Here is a 19,457-nt window from a genome sequence, read left to right on the forward strand (position 1 = left end):
CCAATACTATCATGTATCATAACAATTAGCCCTTTTTTCCGTGATTCCTCTATTATTGAAGTGATGATTGAGAAATGTTTACATTCTACCTGTTGTATGGCATTAAAAATAATAATGCATATCTCGTCGATGATGCTGTGCGTCTTGTTACTTTTACAAAGTAAGAATCGGCATTTTCTTCATATACAATTAGGAAAAAACATACTAGACTTGAAGAAGCAGTGATACATAGGAGTGAGAAAATGAAAGAGATAAAAGAAGCTTACCAGCAATGCGGACAGATTGTTGGCGAATACGCGCCAGCCTGTTTCAAAGCATTATCATATCTCCCGCTAAAGCAAAGACAAGCCTCTTGGGCAGTATTGTCGTTTTGCCACACGGCGGCCAGTGCAGACGAAAAGGTATTGTCCGCATTTGAAGCTAAAGCTGATCATGTTTACCAAAGGACAAATAACGGTAATCAACATCTATGGAAGGCTTTTGATCATGCGTATCGGACCTTTACATTGGAAAGCGAACCTTTTCGGGAGTTTATTGCCGCACAAAAAGAAGACGCCAAGCCGTATGATGACCTTGATGAACTGCTCATGTACGCATATCGGACGGGCGGTGCTGCCGGATTGATGCTGCTGCCGATACTGACACGCCGAAAACAAGATCAGCTCAAACAAGCAGCCGTCTCTCTAGGCTTGGCCGTACAGCTGGTTCGCTTCTTAAGTGATCTTGGCACAGATCAGCAAAAAAACCGCATTCCCCGTCAGGTAATGCAGCAATTCGGCTATACAGAGGCTGATCTCCAAAAAGGCACCGTAAATAAAGCGTTCACAATGACGTGGGAGTATATCGCTTTTGAAGCAGAAGCCTACCTTGAAGAGTGTCAGGATGCCTTGCCGCTATTTCCGCAGTATTCTCAAAAAACGGTGAAAGCCGCTCTTCATTTGCACCGGGCTGTTTTAGAAAAAATCCGGGCGAAGCAGCACGATGTATTTCAATATCACTTCGCTCTCACAGAGACCGAAGTGAAGCAGATTCTGTCTGATATCTAAAAAACACCCGGCCTTGATTGAGCCGGGTGTTACGCCATACCTTTTTGAATCCAGATACGTGAGCGCCATCTTCTGTACATTAAGATTCCCCGGACCCATTCATCCGCGATAAAAGAAATCCAAATGCCGGCAAGACCGAAACCGAGGTGGATGCCGAAAAGATAAGCAAGCGGGAGGCCGATGCCCCACATTGAAATCATTGCCATGTAAACCGGGAATTTCGCATCCCCCGCAGCCCGCAGAGAGTTAATGATAATGACATTAAACGAGCGGCCTGGTTCAAGAATAATGGTCATGGCAATCAATAGGCTTGCAGTTGCTATAATGTCAGGGCTTTGTGTGAAGAGTCCGATCAGGTCTTTTGAAAAGATCGTCATCAAAACAGAGGTAGCCGCAGCAATTCCGAGTGCCCAATATAAGCTCTTCATGCAGCGCTCATAAGCGGCATCAAATTGTTTGCCGCCGATATAACGGCCGATTAAGATTTGTGTACCCTGGCTGATCGCAGTGCCGAACAGCAAAATAAACATCGTAATATTTTGCGTATACACTTTTGTTGTCAACGCCTGCGCGCCCATGATGGCGATAAAATACGTGACAATCATTTGCGAAAGGTTGTATGAAAGCTGCTCTCCCGCAGAAGGAATGCCGATTTTCAGCAGCTTGCGCAAATGCTCTTTATGCATATGAAAGACTTTTTTCAGCGACATCTTCAGCTGGATGCGTTTGTTGACAATCACAATCATCGCGATTAATCCGATGACGCGGGCGATAGATGTGGACATGGCCACACCGGCAACGCCGAGAACAGGAAAGCCGAACAAACCGAAAATCACAACAAAGTTTCCGGCAATGTTTAAAATGTTCATGCCGATAGTGACAAACATTGTATCTTTTGTGTAGCCGTAGCTTTTTAAGATCGCGCTGAATGTCATGATTAAAGCCTGAATAAAGGACAGACCTCCGACAACTTGTAAAAAGACTTTCGCATCAGGCATCAGTGCGTCTGATAATCCCATCATATGAAGCAGAGGAACAGCCGCGAAAAAGACGACGGCGCTGATGGCCAGGCTGATGAAGAAGTTGGCGCCGATTGACACATAAGCGACTTCCATGGCTTCTTTCTTTTGCCGTGAGCCTAGAAATTGTGAAATGATAACGGTCGTTCCTGTTGCGATAAAGCTGAACATCACGATAATTAAATTTAAAATCTGGTTGCTGACGCCGACTGCTGCCACGCTGTTATCCGAGTATTGGCTGAGCATCAGTGTATCGGCATTACCCATAAACATATATAATGAGACCTCAATAAAGATCGGCCAAGTAAGCGAAAATAATGAGAACGTTTTGTCAGCGGGTTTTTTCAAAGCAGTTGATTTGAAGACAGCTTGTTTCATAGTGTCTAACCCCTTTCGTAAATAAAATCAACGTTTTAAAGTGTACCTCCATTTCCTTATAATAAAAAGGGATAGAAACGATACTTCTTGTAAAAATCCGACTTAAAAAGGAGGATGATTCAAATGCCCCGCATCCTGTTTACAGTCCCGCCTTTTCCGGTATTTATTGCAGCTGGGGAAGGGGTTTTTAAAAAAGGAGAAACCCATGTGAAACGTGTATTCTCCGTGTTTGATCTGATATATGTCAAACAGGGAACGTTATATATAACGGAAAATGAAACATCGTTTTCTGTTGAAGGCGGCGAGTACATCTTGCTTTCTCCCGGTCTTGAACACTACGGGACGAAGGGCAGTGATGAAGCAACCTCCTACTATTGGCTTCACTTCGATGAACATCGATATGAATTTACGGCAAAGGGAGGCAGCAACTGGTCTGAGCTTCAGCAGGAAAAAGGGAGCTTCGAAGAGCCGGCCCGCTACGGATTGGCCTTGCCGAGAAAAGGCAAGGTGCAGCGCCCGCAGTTTATGGCGCAGCAGTTTGAAAAGCTGATCGATTACTCCGCGGAAAACTCTGATTTGCCGCTCAGAAAGCAAATCTTATTTGAGGAGCTGATGCTGCATCTTCAAAAAGAAGCGTTCCAAATACCGTCTGCGAAAGAGCGGGTAGCCTGGGAGGCGGCCCGGTACTTACAGGAGCACTATAAGGAAAAGACGACAATCAAGGATCTGTCGCTCGCCCTTCACTACCATCAGGATTATGTGAGCCGCTGCATGCAGCAGGTGCTCGGCGTAACTCCGGCACAATACACGAACCGGGTGAGAATGACGGAAGCGAAGCGTCTTTTATCCTCTACAAATGATAAAATGGGCGTTATTGCGGAAACGGTCGGAATGGAAGATCCGACATACTTTTCAAAACTCTTTAAGCAGATAGAAGGCATTTCACCAATTGAATACCGGAAAATTGTCAGCCGGAAAGTTCAATAACCAGACGAGGGATGAACATGAAAACAACAATTTACGATGTGGCAAAGGCGGCGGGTGTCTCGATCACAACTGTGTCCCGTGTGATAAACAATACGGGGAGAATCAGCGATAAAACACGGCAGAAGGTCATGAATGTCATGAATGAAATGGCATACACGCCCAATGTTCACGCCGCGGCGTTAACGGGAAAACGAACGAATATGATTGCTCTCGTGGCGCCTGATATTTCAAATCCGTTTTACGGCGAACTGGCCAAAAGCATTGAGGAAAGAGCGGATGAGCTCGGTTTTCAAATGTTGATTTGCAGCACCGATTACGATCCGAAAAAAGAAACAAAGTATTTTTCTGTGCTGAAGCAGAAAAAGGTGGATGGCATTATTTTTGCAACAGGGATTGAAAGCCATGACAGTATGTCTGCTTTGGAGGAAATCGCCAGTGAACAAATTCCGATTGCCATGATTTCTCAGGATAAGCCGCTTCTTCCGATGGATATTGTTGTGATAGATGACGTTCGTGGCGGATATGAGGCTGCCAAGCATCTTCTGTCACTCGGCCACACGAACATCGCCTGCATTATTGGAGACGGGTCAACGACAGGCGAAAAAAATAGAATCAAAGGCTTCCGTCAGGCGATGGAGGAAGCGGGCGTGCCCATTGATGAATCACTTATCATCCAGACGCGGTTTTCCTTGGAAAGCGGCAAGGAAGAAGCGGGAAAATTGCTCGACAGAAACGCTCCGACTGCTATTTTTGCCTTCAACGACGTATTGGCTTGTGCCGCCATACAAGCTGCGAGAATAAGAGGCATAAAAGTGCCGGATGATCTTTCTATCATTGGTTTTGATAATACGATACTCGCAGAAATGGCGGCTCCGCCCCTGACAACCGTAGCCCAGCCGATAAAAGAGATGGGGCGGAGCGTCATCGAACTGCTGGCAGAAGCAATAGAGGGAAAACGAAAGGCGAAACAAAAAATAGTGCTCCCGCCTGAGCTTGTAGTCAGACATTCTACATCACCGCTCAACACATGAGCCCGCTAATGAGCGGGTTTTTTCATTATGACAGTTGAAGCCAAAAAAACATATTGCGTGTAAACCAATGGCAGTGTAAAATGAAACCATCTTTTGAGAAAGCGCTTGCGCAAAATGGCAGAGCGGATAGAACCGCTGTTTTTTTAGCTGTTAAGAGAAAGCGCTTTCTCAAGGCGAGCCTGAAATGAGAAAAAGAAGAGGATGGGACGTGGAACATCAAGTAAGGTGTGCAGTATTAGGGCTAGGAAGGCTGGGTTATTATCATGCGAAAAATCTCGTCACCAGTGTGCCGGGGGCAAAGCTGGTTAGTGTCAGTGACCCGTTAAAAGGGAGAGCGGAGCAGGTTGCCAGAGAACTCGGTATCGAAAAATGGTCAGAGGACCCGTATGAAGTGTTAGAAGATCCCGGCATTGACGCTGTCATTATCGTAACGCCGACAAGCACACATGGTGATATGATCATCAAAGCAGCCGAGAACGGCAAACAGATCTTCGTTGAAAAACCGCTGACATTAAGCCTTGAGGAATCAAGAGCAGTTTCTGAAAAAGTGAAAGAGACAGGTGTCATCTGCCAAGTCGGCTTTATGAGACGGTTCGATCCAGCATACGCAGATGCCAAACGGCGGATTGACGCGGGTGAAATCGGCAAACCTATCTATTATAAAGGCTTTACGCGTGACCAAGGCGCACCTCCCGCAGAGTTTATCAAACACAGCGGTGGGATTTTTATCGACTGTTCCATCCATGACTATGATATTGCCCGTTATTTGCTAGGGGCGGAAATCACTTCTGTTTCAGGACACGGCAGGATTCTGAACAATCCGTTTATGGAGCAGTATGGCGATGTGGATCAGGCGCTGACGTATATTGAATTTGACTCCGGCGCAGCGGGGGACGTCGAGGCAAGCAGAACCTCTCCATACGGACATGACATCCGGGCGGAGGTTATCGGGACAGAGGGCAGTATTTTCATAGGGACATTGAGACATCAACATGTGACCATCCTATCGGCTAAAGGGAGCAGTTTTGATATCATTCCAGACTTTCAAACTCGTTTTCATGAAGCCTACTGCTTGGAGCTTCAGCATTTCGCCGAGTGTGTTCGGAATGGAAAAACACCGATTGTGACTGATATTGATGCGACGATCAATTTAGAAGTGGGTATCGCCGCAACCAATTCCTTTCGAAGCGGCATGCCGGTACAGCTAGATGTGAAGCGCGCTTATACAGGTATGTAAAAGCTAATATGTTGCATTTGAGGCTTTCCGCAAAAAAAAGCAAGGACATTTTAGCCCTTGCTTTCTCTTTTCTCATATAAATAGTACATATAATCAGTAGGTACGCCTGAATGGCCCAGCTGTCTCAGCATGGAGGTTACGTTCCCTCTGTGGTAAGTGCCGTGATTGACGACATGCAGGATGGTGTCTGCATAGGTTGATTCCAGTGTACCTAGTTTCGGATGCTGCATTGTGAAGGTCTGTTCTAAGTCCGTCTGGCGGCTGAAGAAATCATGATACTGTGACTCCAGCTCGGCAGCGTGCTGTTTAATCGCTGCCATATTACCTTGCGCGGACTCTAATTTGCCTGCGCTGTCTATAATCTCTTGGTAGGCCACTCCCGAAAGAACATTCAGCCAAATGTAGTCAGCCCTGCACATATGAAGCAGCACGTCGCTGACAGAAGGAAATATGCTCTTTACTTCTTGATAGGCAGTTTCCTCCGGCAGGTTTTCGATATGGGTAAATATTTTCTTGTTTGCCCAAGAATGATAGTCATAAAACTGTTTTGCATCAGTCATCAGCATGCCTCCTTTTCTAAGAAATTCGTTTTTTTCTTTTGTTTCTCCTTCAATTGCAAAAGAGTGACACCCCAAAATATCCTGCCGCTGCCCACATTACCGCTGCAGAGCATTTGTTTACGATCAGCATAAGCCTGCCGCTCGTATCTATCGTCTGAAACAACCGGCCCGCTATTGCAAGGCTGATAAACCAAATCCAAGACACAGCGATGCAGGCGGCCATAAAGAGCCATTTCTCAAGCCCCGAATATTGAAGAGAGCTCGTGCCGATGACGCCGATCGTGTCCAGAATGGCATGCGGGTTTAAAAGAGAAACAGCGGCCGCAAACACAGTTTGCTTTTTTGGTGTGAACGTATGTTTCTCATTTTGGTTTGTGTTCGGACGGCTGTTCCAAGTCACCCAGCCCATATAGAGCAAAAATAAAAATCCGCCGGCCATCATGACTGTCTCAAACACAGGCAGCTCCTGCACAATGACAGACACGCCCGCAACGGCTAATACGATTAACAGGGTATCGCAGACTGAAGCACTGATGACTCAAACTTAATGAAGAACTAGCACTCGGGAATATTCTGAAGCCGAGAAAGGCGTATTTTTGGAAACTGTCTACTGTGCAAACAATCTTAAAGAACCCCATTTACTGTGGTTTTTTTACTGCGAACAGGCAAACACATGTTAAAGCAGGCGAAAAATTCATTAGAAACTCGAAAGAAAAGTGGACCATTTACAAAGACATGTGTCCTAAAATCATATCCGAAGAATAATATGAGAAAGCCAACAATAGGGAACACAAGCTGCGAAAAAACGATTTAACCTTAAAAATGAAATGCGTGGTCTTATGAAATGTGCTGTATGCGGATGCAATATCGACAAATACAATAGAAGAAAGAGGTAAATTATCTAACGCCTATCGTCGTAGAGGTATGGCTCTCTACGTGAATCATTATCCAGTCTAATATAAAGATTCACGAGCTTTTGTTATAAGAATGCTGAAACAAAAGGGAAGAAAGTTAAGACTCAATTTAATTCGGATGTTGAAGAGCGTAAGAAAAACCGGATCAAACAAACTAAAAAACTAATTGAAAACGCTGAAAAAAGAAACAGTGTTTGATTTAATTATATCTGGAAGATCAACTGATCTCTAAAGCGGAATTTCAGGCGAAGAGAAAAGAGACCGATGAACAAATTCAGCAACTGAATGACAAACTGTTCTTAATTGAACATGAAGAAATACGGATTGACATTTCAAATATAAAGAATGCCTTTTCTCAATTACAGGCTCTTTTTTAATTGATGAGTGTCATTTTAAAAAAACATATTGGGCATGACTTTAGCGAATGTATGTTCGTTTTCGATCGAAAAATAAAAGCCCAATCGAGCTTTTATTTACTACACTGCAGCTTTGTCAGAAAATAATGTTTTTTTGGCTAATGTATAATATTCTTTAATGGCTTTCTCTCTATTATATATTTCTGAGTTTTCTCCATTGACATTTGAAGTTAGTCGCACTAATTTATTCTCTTTATTAAAAAAGTAAGTGAAAGTTGCTATTTCATCTTTGTCAATTTTACATTTACTGATACCGATAATGAAATCATTTTCAGTTTTAAAATCGACAGAAATATAATTTGGTAATTTAACGTTCTCGAGTAACTCATAAGGAGTTAGCTTGGGTCCGTGTATTTCATCGTAAAGATGTTCAATTATACTCATATTAAAACACCTCTTTACTTTAAATTTTTGGTGATTATACTTCTTAAGTGAGAGTCTAACTTTTTAACAAAGTCAATACCACGATCATAGTCGTCTAATTCCCATTCGCTTCTTGCCGCGCCAATATGATCTTTTAATGATATATTAAAGTATAGCCCGAGTAAAGCCCCATTTTCATTAGCCTGCCGATATAAAAATGAATATTTTCTTGGAACTAAGAATCGATTCCTAATAAGTTCATCACCTTGAAGATCTAAATTAAAATCAACCAATAATTGAGGGATTACTTCCTCTCTTACTAATTGGTCAATCTCTTGTTTTTTGTTTTTTAAATATAAATCAGGTCTTAAATAACGCTCTTTATCTTGCGAGATCAAGCTTTGTTGGTAAAAAGATCTGGCCTTTTCTTCAGATACATTTAATAACTTTTTCAGTTCTTCTATTTTTTTCTTTTCTTCATCTTGTTTTTCTTTTCGTATTTTCAATAATTCACTTTCAATAAAAGAATCCTTCTCAGTCTTAAAATCTTCTGACTCTTTTACATAGCCAAAGGAAACGTTTTTAGGCTCTCGGTCTGTTGGTTCAATTGGGTAATCTGCTTTGATTTTCTTTATAATATCTCTTTTCTTAATTTCTTTTTTGTAAAAGTCCCAAAGTTTATCTAAACCAAGCTCTTTATGATGAATAGCTACAGCGATGTTATCCTCTTCATTCACGTTATCATTTACATCTTCATCTGATAAAGAACGTAATACTCTGCCGATAAATTGAGCATAAGGAAGAAGGGTTTTAAATGGTCTAAAAATAGCTGCTATAGATAAAAATTTGTGATCATAACCTTCACCTAACATTGCTACATTTATAACTACATCTACTTCGTGCTTTTCGATTTTTTGAAATTCCTTTTCCCTTTCAGTTTTCTCTAAATTACTGTGTACAATTGAACATAAGTAACCTTGCTCTTCATACAAATTTTTTATTTGTTCGGCATGCCAAATACTACAGGCCACAGCAATAATTTTATGTGGGTGGTTTGTTTTTTCTTTTTTCTCCTCTAAGTAATGTATTGACTGAGAAATAATGCTTTTATTACTTTCTGGAGATAAGGCTACAGATCTTAAAATCCAATCTTCATCTTTTATCCCCATTTTTCTTATTTCTTCTATTGTATAAACCACTTCGTTATTTTTATCTAATGTTAAATACACTTTATCAGGAATATAATCAATTTTCTCAAGACTCTTTACATATCCTTTGGCCATTGCTTTTCCAAGACTGTATGTATAAATCTCTTCACCTTGAATTTTTCTCCCATCACTTCTGAATGGAGTTCCGGTCACTTTTAGTACTTTGGCATTATTAAAATATTCTAGCGCTTTTTTCCATGTATTAGCTTCCGAGTGATGAGCCTCATCTATAATAATAAAATCAAAAAAGTCTTTCGGCACCCGTCTTATTAGGGAAGAATGCAACCTTTCTTGTAGTTTATGAATATTCAATATTACAATATCAGCTTGATCTAATATCTCGTCTGTTAAGGTTTTGTCATATTCAATCACTGACGGTAGTTCGGTATAATTTTGAAAAATTCTTGTGAAAAGCCAAAAATTATTAGGGTATGCTGGATCAAGAGAACCAAGTACTGAGTCTCTTATAACCGTTTGAGGAGTTATTATTAGTACCTTTCCATCAGAAATTTCATATGGAGCGATTCCCATAAGCCCAGTTTTGCCAGTACCAGTAGGTAAAACTACAAGGGCGTGTTCTGTGCTTTGTTTAGTTAGAAAGTGTTCTTTAAGTTTTTCATAGGCTTGAATTTGTGGTTCTCTTAAGTAGCTGTTCTCTAATATGTTTGGATTTGCGGTTTTAAAGTAAGTCATATTTTTCCCCCATTGATTTGAAAATTCCAACTTAATACAAAATATATTATAAACCACATGAGATAGGGATACTATTGGACTATTTCGACAAAATAAGACAATGGAATTTTTTGAGGAGAGGGAATCAGTTTGGTAACAGTTCCATACATGTCTAACTCACAAACTAGAGCCCTTTAGAGGCACGGGTATTACGAAGAGCATCTGACTTGGGTACGCAGGAAGCTTAAAGAAAGGAGAGACGCCGCCGTTCATTTTCTCGAGCGGTATGCCGGGGACATTGCCACGTGGCGGATTCCCGCAGGCGGCTTTTATATTTGGGTGACATTTCACAAAAACCTGCCTGTCAGCCGTTTCTTTTATGGATTGCTGAAACGGCAGGTGCTTGTGAATCCCGGCTGCATTTATGACGGTGAAGACCGAAACAGCATCAGGCTGTCATATTCCTATGCATCTCTTGGAGATTTGGAAACTGGCATTAAAGCGGCAGCTGAAACAGCACGCCGCCTGATGATGTCCTAAGCTTTGGTTATACGATGACAGCTCCCAGTGACCTGGCGAAGGCAATCGCGTGCTCAGGTGCGATTTTGCAGCCTTTCAATTTGTCGAGGGAGACATGAAGCTGTTCAAAACGGCACGTGCTGATGTCCATGTTTTGAAGGGACGTGCCGGTAAAGCTGGCGCCTTCCAATTCGCATCCGTCAAAGTGTGTCTGCTGGAGCACCGTATCGCTGCATTCACTTTGCATAAGAGCACAGTGATCAAATCGAACTTGTTTCATATTTGAATACGAAAATGAGCTGAAATGTCCGTGGCATTCCTCGAATGAAACATTCCGGAGCGTTGCTTCCGCCACATTCATTCCAACCATTTTTGACTGCTTAACTGAAGTTCTGTGAATGACAGCCCCGCTGAAATCGGCGTTTGATAAATCGCATTTTTCAAAGATCACATCGGTCAGTTCAATATGCCGAAAAGACACATCGATAAAGACGACATTTCTGAATACCGTTTTTTCCACACAGAGTCTTTCGATATCTTCGCCGCAGATTGTACAATCTTCAAACAAATGCATGCTGATTACATCATCCTGCGTCACGGCATCATGAAAATCTGCGGTTTGCAGGTTTTCCGGTATGTTCGGTTTTTGAATTGCGATTTTATTCATGTCATGACATCCTTTGCTGCCCGAAAAACAGAGGCTTCCGGGTTCAATTTAATAGATCGTTAAGGAAATTGATACATATAGTAAATCGTGAAGAGCCTTTTCTTGGTACAGCAGCCCGCTTGTTTTGTAAGCATAAATGGAAAGCTTCCTATACGTCAAGGCGTTTACAGGCCGAAAAAGCCAAAGGGAACAGGAGGAATGCGGAATGGGGCATTACATCAAAACCGAGGAGCATGTGACACTGTTTGTAGAGGATATCGGACATGGAAGGCCGATCATCTTTTTGCACGGGTGGCCGTTGAATCATAAGATGTTTGAATATCAAATGAATGAGCTTCCGAAAAGGGGATTTCGTTTTATCGGCGTTGATTTACGGGGATATGGGCAATCTGACCGCCCTTGGGAAGGCTACGATTATGACACGATGGCCGATGATGTGAAAGCAGTCATTTATACGCTGCAGCTTGAGAATGCGATTCTTGCCGGTTTTTCAATGGGCGGCGCCATTGCAATCCGTTATATGGCAAGGCATGAAGGAGCCGATGTTGATAAGCTGATTTTACTGTCTGCGGCGGCCCCCGCGTTTACAAAACGCCCGGGTTATCCGTACGGGATGAGGAAGCAGGATATTGACGATATGATTGAATTGTTCAAAGCTGATCGGCCCAAAACACTGGCTGATTTAGGGAAACAGTTTTTTGAGAAAAAAGTGTCTCCAGAGCTTAGACAGTGGTTTCTCAATCTGATGCTGGAGGCCTCCTCCTACGGGACGATCCACTCGGGCATCGCATTAAGAGACGAAGATCTCAGAAAGGAACTTGCTGCAATCAAGGTGCCGACGCTGATCCTGCACGGGAGAAAGGATAGAATTGCGCCGTTTGATTTTGCGAAAGAATTGAAGCGCGGCATCAAACAGTCGGAATTGGTTCCGTTTGCAAACAGCGGGCACGGAGCATTTTATGAGGAAAAAGAGAAGATCAACAGTTTGATTGCGCAGTTCTCCAACTCATAAGAAAAAACCCGACATTGATCGGGTTTTTTATATAATTCCTCTGTTTTGCAGTGCGTTAATGATGAGATCAGCTCCATCGGAAATAGAGGTCTGGTCTGACTCAATGATGAAATCGGGTGAAAGCGGCGCTTCATACGGAGAATCGATCCCGGTGAAATGTTTGATCTCTCCGTTTCGCGCTTTTTTATAAAGCCCTTTTGGATCGCGCTGTTCACAAACATGCAGCGGGCACTTCACATAAATTTCGAAGAACTCACCTTTAGGAAAGAGCGCTCTAACCATGTCCCGATCCTCTCTGAATGGAGAAATAAAAGCCGTTAAAATCATTTGCCCGCTGTCGACAAACAGCTTCGCCACTTCTCCGATCCGGCGGATGTTTTCAATCCTGTCACCAGTCTGAAATCCAAGATCTTTGTTTAAGCCGTGGCGGATATTATCACCGTCAAGCACGTAGCTCTGAATGCCCTTGCGGTAAAGCTTTTCATCGACAGCATTGGCCAGCACCGATTTTCCGGAGCCGGACAAACCTGTAAACCAAAGGACGCAGCTTTTGTGTCCGTTTAAGGACTGTCTGTCAGACTTTGAGATGGCAGCGGGATGCCAAATGATGTTCGGATTGTGTGTCATTGCAATTCCCCGCTGTTTTGCTTGATGGCAACAGGCTGTTGGTGAAGTCCCTTGATCAGCACGGCTGCGACCTCAGGCCGGCTGAATTCTTTAGGCGGCTTTTTGCCTTGGCGGAGAAGCTCTCTCACTTTTGTGCCTGATAAGTGGATGTGGTCTCTCGGGCTGTGCGGACATGTTTTGGAGGTGCCCATGTTTCCGCATTTTCGGCAATAAAAGCTGTGCTCAAAAAACAGCGGCTTGATGCCCAGCTCTTCCTCTGTGAATGATTGAAAAATATTTTGGGCGTCGTATGTTCCATAGTAGCTGCCGACACCCGCGTGATCACGGCCTACAATAAAATGGGTGCAGCCGTAATTTTTTCGGACGAGCGCATGGAAAATCGCTTCCCGCGGACCTGCATAACGCATGGCGGCAGGGAAAACCGATAACATGACACGATCCTTTGGATAATAGTGATTAAGCAAAGCCTGGTAGCTCTCCATTCTGATATCGCTGGGGATATCGTCTGACTTTGTTTCTCCGACAAGTGGGTGAAGCAGCAGACCGTCGACCGTTTCTAACGCTGTTTTTTGAATGTATTCATGCGCTCTGTGAACAGGGTTCCTGGTTTGAAAGCCGACAATCGTCTTCCAGCCGAGTTTTTGAAAGGCCGCTCTTGTTTCAGCGGGCGTTGCATAAAACTGTTCGAAAGATTTGTCAGGCAGGCGGCTGACCGTGATAGGCCCTCCGATATAGTAATCCGGGCGCGCCAGCAATTTTTTTACGCCTGGGTGGGCAGGATCGTTTGTTTTAAAAACAGACAGTGCTTCTTGTGTTTTATCAGGCTGGTATATATCGGTGACTGTGATCATGCCGTAGGTAACACCGTCTTTCACAAGCTTGACGTGATCTCCGGCAGACAGCTGTTTTGCTGTTTTTTCTCCGACAGGCAGCGTAATCGGCAGGCTCCACGGCAAGCCGTTTGCCAGCCTCATCTCTTTCACAACGGAATGATAATCTTTTTCTCCCAAAAAACCTGTTAACGGGCTGTAGCCGCCGATCGCAATAAGCTCCAGATCACTCAGTGCAAGCTGATCCAGCTCTGCTTGGCACGCGCACCCTTCAAAATGGCATGCGGGATCACAGCGGTTGATTAATACCCCTCCGTGGGGTTCGTTTCCATTCAACGTGTTCAACCTCCATTTATACGTTTCCTTGTTTTCTTTTCTGCACTTAATGAAAGTTTGACATCAGCGCCTTAACATCATTTCGATTCTCACATCAAGAACCTGCCATCCGCTATTCTTGATGCAGGCCGCATTCTGTTTTCTCCCGTCCGGCCCATCTTCCAGCCCTCTCATCGTTCGGGTCCGGGGAAGGCAGTGTACACATTTCACAGCCTATGCTCGGATAATGTTGATCGTGCAGTTTGTTATAAGGCAAATTGTGCAGGCGGATGTACGTCCAAACGTCATCCCATGTCCAGTGGATAAGCGGGCAAATTTTGATGAGCTCAAACTTCTGGTCCAGGTTTACGTATTGAATATGCTTTCTCGTTGGTGACTGCTCCCGGCGCAGTCCTGAAATCCAAGCTGTCATGCCGGACAGGTGCTTTTTGAGCGGTTCGATTTTCCGCAATTGGCAGCAGAGGTTCGGGTTATGCTTCCACAGCTCTCCGCCGTACTTCGTCCCCTGTTCTGTTAAGCTCAGCTCGGGTTCGAGCATCTGGATTGCAAATCCCGGATATCGCTCTTTGACGGTCTCGATCAGCTCATATGTTTCCTGAAAATGAAGCCCGGTATCCAAAAAGATGATGTGTGCATTTTTGTTGATTTTTGATATTAAGTCGAGAAGCACCATTCCTTCTGCGCCAAAGCTGCAGGCGTACACAATCTTTTCTCCGTACGTTCGGTAAGCCCATTTCAACACATCGAGCTCATCGATCAATTGATCCGTTATCCGTTTGGACAGCATGTCGTTCCAAGTGTCATATGTGATGGTTTCGTTCAATGTTTTCCCCCCGTTTGCATCTGCTTTTTTTATCTATTGATCGAGTTATAGGCAGACTATTCATTTTTTGCATAAAGGTTCAGGTTTTAGGTGCCGCGCCCGCCTAAAATGAGGTGCGGAACCATTAAGAGCCCGGCTGAATATGCTTTTTAGCAAAATGGTTTTATGCCCAAGGAGAGGTAGTATGCCGATTGCCATTTATCAGGGGCATCATCATTCGCTTGCCCCGGCGGACATTAACATCGTCATTGATGTCATCAGAGCCTTTACGGTCGCCCATTATGCGTTTATCGGCGGGGCGAAAGAGATTTTGTTGGTCCGGACAGCTGATGAAGCCTTTGCGCTGAAAGACACCTATCCGGATTATGTTTTGACGGGAGAGGAAAAGGGGGTCGGTATCAGCGGATTTGATTTAGATAATTCTCCAAAACGTATGGCTGGGCAGAATATGACGGATAAAAGCCTGATCCAGAAAACAACAAACGGCGTCACAGCAGCATTGGGGGCGCTGAACGCAAAGCATCTGTTCGTAACTGGATTTTCCAATGCCAAAACAACGGCACAGCATGTGAAAAAGCTCGCCGCAAACGATTGTGTCATAAACATAGTGGCTTCCCATCCATCCGGTGATGACGATATGGCATGTGCGGAGTATATCAAAGGCATCATTGAAGGGACAAATGCGGTAACGGCTGCGGAGGCGATTCAAAGAATAAAAGGCTCTTCTGTTGCGGAGAAGTTTTTTGACAGCCGCCAGCCATTGTTTGATTCGGAAGACATCGTTTACTGTACAAAAGAACTGACGGGCGATTTTGTGATGAAAGTGAAACAAGATGGAGAAGTTCCAACGATAGAGAGGGTCATAATATGAATGATTTTTCACTAGAATTGCCAGTGAGAACAAACAAGCCGAGAGAAACCGGGCAGTCCATTTTAATTGATAACGGCTATCCCTTGCAATTTTTCAAAGATGTCATAGCTGGAGCGTCCGACTATATTGATTTTGTGAAATTCGGCTGGGGCACCTCATTACTTACGAAAGATCTTGAAGAAAAAATCAGCACACTGAAAGAACATGACATTACATTTTTCTTTGGCGGCACACTGTTTGAGAAGTACGTAAGCCAGAAAAAAGTGAATGAATTTCATCGGTACTGCACCTATTTCGGCTGTGAATATATTGAGATTTCAAACGGTACGCTCCCGATGACAAATAAAGAGAAAGCGGCTTACATTGCTGATTTTTCTGATGAATTTCTTGTGCTCAGTGAGGTGGGCAGCAAGGATGCGGAATTAGCAAGCCGGCAAAGCTCTGAGGAATGGCTTGAATATATCGTTGAGGATATGGAAGCGGGCGCGGAAAAAGTGATTACAGAAGCCAGAGAAAGCGGAACGGGAGGGATCTGTTCCAGCAGCGGCGATGTCAGGTTTCAAATTGTTGACGACATCATTTCCTCGGATATTGATATCAACAGGCTGATTTTTGAAGCGCCTAACAAAATGCTTCAGCAAGGGTTTATTCAAAAAATCGGGCCGAATGTGAATCTGGCCAATATTCCATTTCATGATGCCATCGCGTTGGAAACGCTGCGTTTAGGGCTAAGATCCGATACCTTTTTTCTGTAAAACAGCGGCTGCGGGGCTCTCGTCGTGAAGAGAGCCTCTGCCTATTATTTTTTATGGCGGTACATAGGCGTGAGATAGGGAAGAGAGGTCAGGCGGATGTTGTAGATGAAGTCGATGACTCTTGTCGATATCACCTGGCATATGAGGGCTTGAATGACGATGCCCCAGTCAATAATAGACGCGGTGACCATAAAAATGATGCAATTCATGATGAGCAGGATCGTTCCAGGATTCCCGCCGCGGTAGATAGAAATCATCAGAGCAAGGGCTCCGAATCCTCCGTTCGAAATTTTATATTTGTATAAAAGTCCGATGCCGAGTCCCAATAACACTGCGCCGCTTGCCAGATCAAGCCACAGATTAGATGTGATATCCGGAAAAACCGCATCAAAGATCAATACCGAGACAGAGGTGACGGTGATAGAAGCGAGGGTGCCGGTGAATGTTCTCATCTCCAGCCATTTTAAAGCGGTAAAAAGCATTGATACATTCACAGCCCACACTGAAAATCCGTGGGGGATTTGAAACAGATAATGCAATAGCACCGCAATACCTGCTGCACCGCCTGTTGGAATATCATGCGGAAATAAAAACAAGGACATGCCGAGTCCCTGTAGTACGCCGCCTACGACAATCATAAACGTAAGTTTTGCTTTCATCAGCAGTTCAGCCATTAAGTCATTTGCTCCTTTATGAAAAGACTTGTCCGCTGTTTTCATTTTATGAGGCTGTCCATGATTTATGTCTCAAAATAAAGAAATGGCCCAGCTTAATATGCTGAGCCATCCCACTTGTAGCGATTGACGACCTCCATATTGATCTCTGTTCCAATGCCTTTTCCTTTCGGGATGTGGACCATTCCTTTTGAAGGCTGCAGGCTGACGAGATCTGTAAAAGGATTCTCCATGACGTCCCACTCGATCGGTTCAATGTGATCGTACTTCATTTTAGACCATGGGGGCAGACAGGCTTGTGCAAATAAAGCATAGAGCCGTGAGAGCGATCCGTCATATGCATGGGCGGATGCTCTGACGCCGAAATAACGCGCGAGCTGGAGGCAGTCCCGAAACTCATCAATTCCGTTGACATGCATGACATCGGGCTGAATGATATCCAAACAGCGCTGTGAAAGGAGAGGCACATATTGCGCCGGGCCTTTCATGTTTTCTCCGCCGGCAACAGGAACAGACAAACGGCTTCGAAGCATAGCGTAATCCTGCGGCTGATCAAAGGGCAAAGGCTCCTCAAGCCAGCCAATGTTCGTCCATTCGGAGAAATAGCGCTCCCATTTAAAAGCCGCAGCGGCATCGTAGCTTTGGTTTGCGTCCAGAATCATCGTAATGGAGCTGCCTGCTGTATGCTGCAGCGCATTGATGTGCCGGACATCCTCCTTGAATGAAGTCCCGCCAATTTTGACTTTGATTTGCTCAAAACCTTTTTTCAACTGGGCTTCAACATTGGAGACTGAGCGGCTGATCCATTGCGGGGAGTCTGAGTACGATTGAAAAGACGCGTACACAGGAATCTCCTCTCTGTATCGCCCGCCCCATAATTCGCAAACCGAACAATCCGCAGCTTTGGCTGCAATCTCTGTCAGCGCCATGCTTACAGCGGAGGCCGCCCGCTGGTGCCATTTTTGAATCGTGCGCACTAATGACAGGCGGCTGCCAGCCTGTTTTCCTAATAGAAATGGGATGATCCGCTTCGTAAAACCGACATGGAGAGCAGGGAGCCAATCAACGCATTCTCCCCAGCCGTCTATCCCGCTTTCGGTGATAATCCTGATGAGATAACAAGTCCGATATCGTTTAAACCCATTGGCATCTCCGTATGGATTATCTAATCGGTGAAATAGCGGAAAGGTTTCAATCCGTACAATTTTCACACTGGGTGCTACCTTTCCTCAGCGGGCTGGAGCCGATTGCCAGCCATTTTAGGGTCTTCTTTTTCTTTTGTTTCTTCATTGTTTTGCTTCACATGGATGAGCATCATCACAAGAATCCCGACAACGAGAGTCAATCCCGCGATGCTTAAAAACATGCCGGGTCTGGACCATTGCATCAGGCGGCCGAAAATCGGAGGACCGATCGCTACCCCTAAGAAACGTACAGAGCCGTACAGCGAGGTGACAAATCCCCGTCTTTCTTTGCCGACAGCCCCGGTAATGAAACTGTTCACACAAGGAAGGACAAGACCTGAGCCTATACTGCTCAGTACAAGAACACTGATAAAAAGGACAAGATTTTCAATGAATGACAGTGCCGCGTAGGATACGGTCATGAACGCCAATCCAAGTACAATCAGCTTTTTCATTAACGATTGCTTTTGCCCGATTTTGCTTCCTGTTGTATAGGACGTCACACACATAACCAAAAGCGGGATCGCTAAAATTAAGCCTTTTTTCACGCCGTCGGTGTCGTATGTTTTTTCAAGAACATCTGAGAGATAAAACAGGATGCCGAATAAAGTAAACAAACAGGTCGCACCGGCTAAATAAGCGGTAAACAGCCATCTGCCTTCATGTTTAAAGACACTTAACAGCCCTTTTGCATATTTTCCGATTGGTGGCGGTTCTTTTTCCTTTTTCTTTTCTTTAATAAAAATCCAAGTCAGTACGATCGAAATGATACAAAACACAGGAAAGGCAAAAAACGCACCATACCAGACAAGCAGGGCGATCAGCGAGCCAATGATCGGCGACAGCACTTTCCCCATGCCGTTTGAAGCTTCAACAAGGCCGAGCACCTTGCTCTCCTGGGCGCCTTTAAACAGATCTCCCGTCAGTGCCATGGCAATTGGGCCGGTTCCGGCTGCCCCGATTCCCTGTAACGCTCGTCCTGCCATGACCCAAGGATAGGCATTGTCAAAAAAACCTGCCGCAAACCCGGCTAACAAACCGCCGGCACCATACAAAATTAAGCAGGGAATAATGATGACTTTCCTTGAGAATCGGTCTGCGAGATAACCGACAATCGGAATCGCAAATGCTGCAATCAAGGAAAATACTGTGATCACGAGACTGACTTGAAATTGTGATAAATGAAGTTCAGATTTCATTTTTGGCAAAATCGGAATAAGCATCGAGTTTCCTAGGGTTAATATTAAAGGGATTGAACCGATCGCTACAATCGTCATTCCGTTATTTTGTTTTGATGATTCCATCTCAGAGCACACTCCTTTTCTTCT

Annotated in this window: 19 protein-coding genes and 2 pseudogenes; 9 read left to right on the forward strand and 12 right to left on the reverse strand. The window is 44.3% G+C overall.

The window, feature by feature from the left end:
- The first annotated feature begins 221 nt into the window (after nt 1-221).
- A complete protein-coding gene (gene farP / locus MHI44_RS17375; RefSeq protein WP_144482589.1) occupies nt 222-1,046 on the forward strand; it encodes a farnesyl diphosphate phosphatase in 825 nt (274 codons plus the stop codon).
- A gap of 29 nt (nt 1,047-1,075) precedes the next feature.
- On the opposite strand, the gene MHI44_RS17380 is transcribed toward farP, so the two are convergent.
- Nucleotides 1,076-2,443 carry an MATE family efflux transporter gene (locus MHI44_RS17380; protein ID WP_003233074.1) on the reverse strand — a complete coding sequence of 456 codons (1,368 nt, stop codon included), beginning with the start codon at nt 2,441-2,443 and terminating at the stop codon, nt 1,076-1,078.
- 123 nt (nt 2,444-2,566) lie between these two features.
- On the opposite strand from MHI44_RS17380, the gene MHI44_RS17385 reads away from it, so the two are divergent.
- From MHI44_RS17385 to iolX, 3 genes are all read left to right on the forward strand, one after another.
- Nucleotides 2,567-3,430 carry an AraC family transcriptional regulator gene (locus tag MHI44_RS17385; RefSeq protein WP_003245539.1) on the forward strand — a complete coding sequence of 288 codons (864 nt, stop codon included), beginning with the start codon at nt 2,567-2,569 and terminating at the stop codon, nt 3,428-3,430.
- A 17-nt stretch (nt 3,431-3,447) separates the two neighbouring features.
- Nucleotides 3,448-4,461, forward strand: a complete 1,014-nt coding sequence (gene degA, locus MHI44_RS17390) for a transcriptional regulator DegA (RefSeq protein ID WP_003245813.1) — start codon at nt 3,448-3,450, stop codon at nt 4,459-4,461.
- Nucleotides 4,462-4,669: 208 nt separating this feature from the next.
- Nucleotides 4,670-5,698 (forward strand): scyllo-inositol 2-dehydrogenase, encoded by a 1,029-nt coding sequence (gene iolX / locus MHI44_RS17395; RefSeq protein WP_339202487.1) that lies wholly within the window; start codon nt 4,670-4,672, stop codon nt 5,696-5,698.
- A gap of 50 nt (nt 5,699-5,748) precedes the next feature.
- On the opposite strand, the gene MHI44_RS17400 is transcribed toward iolX, so the two are convergent.
- Nucleotides 5,749-6,258: a DinB family protein gene (locus MHI44_RS17400; protein WP_339202488.1), complete on the reverse strand. Its 510-nt coding sequence runs from the start codon at nt 6,256-6,258 to the stop codon at nt 5,749-5,751.
- A 49-nt stretch (nt 6,259-6,307) separates the two neighbouring features.
- Nucleotides 6,308-6,796, reverse strand: a pseudogene (locus MHI44_RS17405) (LysE family transporter); the annotation flags it as partial.
- 74 nt (nt 6,797-6,870) lie between these two features.
- Between MHI44_RS17405 and MHI44_RS17410 the strand changes: the two are divergent.
- Nucleotides 6,871-7,023: a recombinase family protein gene (locus MHI44_RS17410; RefSeq protein ID WP_339202489.1), complete on the forward strand. Its 153-nt coding sequence runs from the start codon at nt 6,871-6,873 to the stop codon at nt 7,021-7,023.
- 625 nt (nt 7,024-7,648) lie between these two features.
- Here the strand turns inward: MHI44_RS17410 and MHI44_RS17415 are convergent.
- Nucleotides 7,649-7,972 (reverse strand): hypothetical protein, encoded by a 324-nt coding sequence (locus MHI44_RS17415; protein ID WP_339202490.1) that lies wholly within the window; start codon nt 7,970-7,972, stop codon nt 7,649-7,651.
- Between the two features lie 14 nt (nt 7,973-7,986).
- Nucleotides 7,987-9,852, reverse strand: coding sequence for a DEAD/DEAH box helicase family protein (locus MHI44_RS17420; protein ID WP_339202491.1), 1,866 nt, complete (start codon nt 9,850-9,852; stop codon nt 7,987-7,989).
- Nucleotides 9,853-10,035: 183 nt separating this feature from the next.
- Between MHI44_RS17420 and MHI44_RS17425 the strand changes: the two are divergent.
- Nucleotides 10,036-10,371: pseudogene (locus MHI44_RS17425) on the forward strand (PLP-dependent aminotransferase family protein); the annotation flags it as partial.
- Nucleotides 10,372-10,378: 7 nt separating this feature from the next.
- On the opposite strand, the gene MHI44_RS17430 reads toward MHI44_RS17425, so the two are convergent.
- Nucleotides 10,379-11,017, reverse strand: a complete 639-nt coding sequence (locus tag MHI44_RS17430) for a pentapeptide repeat-containing protein (protein WP_032721312.1) — start codon at nt 11,015-11,017, stop codon at nt 10,379-10,381.
- 205 nt (nt 11,018-11,222) lie between these two features.
- Between MHI44_RS17430 and MHI44_RS17435 the strand changes: the two genes are divergently transcribed.
- On the forward strand, nt 11,223-12,029 hold the full coding sequence (locus MHI44_RS17435; protein ID WP_003245141.1) for an alpha/beta hydrolase: 807 nt from the start codon (nt 11,223-11,225) through the stop codon (nt 12,027-12,029).
- Between the two features lie 27 nt (nt 12,030-12,056).
- Here the strand turns inward: MHI44_RS17435 and cysC are convergent, their stop codons facing one another.
- The 3 genes from cysC to MHI44_RS17450 form a co-directional block, all read right to left on the reverse strand.
- On the reverse strand, nt 12,057-12,656 hold the full coding sequence (cysC, locus tag MHI44_RS17440; protein ID WP_003245829.1) for an adenylyl-sulfate kinase: 600 nt from the start codon (nt 12,654-12,656) through the stop codon (nt 12,057-12,059).
- Complete coding sequence (sat, locus tag MHI44_RS17445) at nt 12,653-13,822, reverse strand: sulfate adenylyltransferase (RefSeq protein WP_029317592.1); 1,170 nt, start codon at nt 13,820-13,822, stop codon at nt 12,653-12,655. Before sat ends, cysC begins: the two co-directional genes overlap by 4 nt.
- 112 nt (nt 13,823-13,934) lie before the next feature.
- Nucleotides 13,935-14,645: a phosphoadenylyl-sulfate reductase gene (locus MHI44_RS17450; RefSeq protein WP_015252390.1), complete on the reverse strand. Its 711-nt coding sequence runs from the start codon at nt 14,643-14,645 to the stop codon at nt 13,935-13,937.
- Nucleotides 14,646-14,829: 184 nt separating this feature from the next.
- On the opposite strand from MHI44_RS17450, the gene MHI44_RS17455 reads away from it, so the two are divergent.
- Entirely contained in the window at nt 14,830-15,516 is a 687-nt protein-coding gene (locus MHI44_RS17455) for a 2-phosphosulfolactate phosphatase (protein ID WP_088325555.1), read from the forward strand.
- Complete coding sequence (locus MHI44_RS17460) at nt 15,513-16,271, forward strand: phosphosulfolactate synthase (RefSeq protein WP_086343688.1); 759 nt, start codon at nt 15,513-15,515, stop codon at nt 16,269-16,271. The genes MHI44_RS17455 and MHI44_RS17460 overlap by 4 nt, the downstream gene beginning before the upstream one ends.
- Nucleotides 16,272-16,315: 44 nt before the next feature.
- Here MHI44_RS17460 and MHI44_RS17465 read toward each other — a convergent pair whose 3' ends face one another.
- From MHI44_RS17465 to MHI44_RS17475, 3 genes are all read right to left on the reverse strand, one after another.
- Entirely contained in the window at nt 16,316-16,945 is a 630-nt protein-coding gene (locus tag MHI44_RS17465) for a YitT family protein (RefSeq protein WP_009966972.1), read from the reverse strand.
- A 95-nt stretch (nt 16,946-17,040) separates the two neighbouring features.
- Nucleotides 17,041-18,156 (reverse strand): mandelate racemase/muconate lactonizing enzyme family protein, encoded by a 1,116-nt coding sequence (locus MHI44_RS17470; RefSeq protein WP_339202492.1) that lies wholly within the window; start codon nt 18,154-18,156, stop codon nt 17,041-17,043.
- Nucleotides 18,157-18,164: 8 nt separating this feature from the next.
- A complete protein-coding gene (locus MHI44_RS17475; RefSeq protein ID WP_003233041.1) occupies nt 18,165-19,433 on the reverse strand; it encodes an MFS transporter in 1,269 nt (422 codons plus the stop codon).
- Between the last annotated feature and the right edge of the window lie 24 nt (nt 19,434-19,457).

The sequence above is a fragment of the Bacillus sp. FSL K6-1366 genome (assembly GCF_037976695.1).
In the GTDB taxonomy this organism is placed as follows: Bacteria; Bacillota; Bacilli; order Bacillales; family Bacillaceae; genus Bacillus; species Bacillus subtilis.